At 58.6% G+C, this 1,349-nt stretch carries 2 protein-coding genes; both read right to left on the bottom strand.

Annotated features, from left to right (window positions below; translation table 11 throughout):
• Positions 1–205: 205 nt before the first annotated feature.
• The gene (gene soxR / locus DM806_RS17370; protein WP_179041791.1) at positions 206–646 is read right to left on the bottom strand and encodes a redox-sensitive transcriptional activator SoxR; all 441 of its coding nucleotides are present in this window, start codon (positions 644–646) and stop codon (positions 206–208) included.
• 485 nt (positions 647–1,131) lie between these two features.
• The coding region (locus DM806_RS17365; RefSeq protein ID WP_179041787.1) for a transposase at positions 1,132–1,349 on the bottom strand (218 nt) is incomplete at its 5' end.

Here is a 1,349-nt window from a genome sequence, read left to right as displayed (position 1 = left end):
AAGTAAGATGCCAAATCCCCCAGCAAACCGTCAGTAGCCGCGGTCCTCACCGGATGCGTACGAGCCTTCTGAACGCACCGAAGTTGCTCTCCAGCCTGCCCGCCGCCTTGACGGGCGCTGCGGCATGGCCTCATCTGACTGATAAATCTGTGTATTAATTCCCAGAAGACTGATTGGATCGGCCCTGAAACGAGGCACTCGATCCTCACTCGAATGCACGGGCGCCCGCGCCTCCAGATGCCGCAATGTCCTGAGGATTGCGCAACGGACAGTCGGCCAGGGACAGGCATCCGCATCCTATGCAACTCGCCATCTGATCGCGAAGATGGGTCAGCTTCTCGATCCGCTGATCCAGTTCGGCGCGCCACAGGCTGGACAAGCTCGACCAGTCCGACGCGATCCGCAAATGCCCCGTCGGCAACCCCGCAAGATGCTCCTTTATCTGCGCCAGCGGAATGCCAACACGCTGCGCAACCTTGATCACCGCAATTAGCCGCAGAACCGAGCGATGGTAACGCCGCTGATTGCCGCCAGTGCGCTCGCTTTCGATCAGCCCCTGCGCTTCGTAGAAATGAAGAGTGGACACGGGCACGCCGGCACGACGGGCGACATCGCCGACGCTCAGATTGGCAGCAGGGAGGGGGATCGAAACGCTCCTAAGCGCAATGGGATCGGAAAAGCGGCAGAAGAGCCTTTACCTCAACATTGGTTGAGGTTCTATAGAAGCCCTCCCTGATTCGCAAGGGAGGCGTATTTGAGATTTTCCATAACTGGCACTGGCCGATTTCTTGCCGTGCAAGCAGCGGCGGCCGTTCGCCAAAATCTGTTGCAAAGTGCCTTTCATGCAGGCGCAAGGCGTTGGCGGCGGCCAGATAGGCACCAAAGGCTTCGAGCGTAGCCAGCCTGACAACGTCAGAACCGCAGGCGTCGGTCCCGCCTCTGTGAGCGCGACGCCGCGACGGCTGCGTTCTAGGGTCTATGGGGATTTAGGATTCACGTTCAAAAGCAGATATGATTTATTCTACGGATGGGCCGCTCTGTACTGACCGACACCCAATGGGCGAAGATGGAACGGTCGTGTCCCTCGGGGTGGTGTAGGAACCGTCGATCCACGGCAGGATCGACTTCAGGTCAGGCTGCCAGTGCTGGCAAGCTGACAATAGGGTTATGGCTCACCGAGCCGAGGGTTTCCAGTGTCATGTAGCGGCGCGATACCGCCCACTCATCGTTTTGCTCCAGCATGAGTGCTCCGACGAGACGAACGACGGCAGCGTTATTCGGGAATATGCCGATCACGTCTGCCCTTCGCTTGATCTCCTTGTTGACCCTTTCCAGTGGATTTGTGGAGG

Source organism: Sphingobium lactosutens, from assembly GCF_013393185.1.
Classification (GTDB): Bacteria; Pseudomonadota; Alphaproteobacteria; order Sphingomonadales; family Sphingomonadaceae; genus Sphingobium; species Sphingobium lactosutens_A.
The sequence above is the reverse complement of the archived record's forward strand: the minus strand, read 5'-3'. Positions and strand labels throughout refer to the sequence as shown.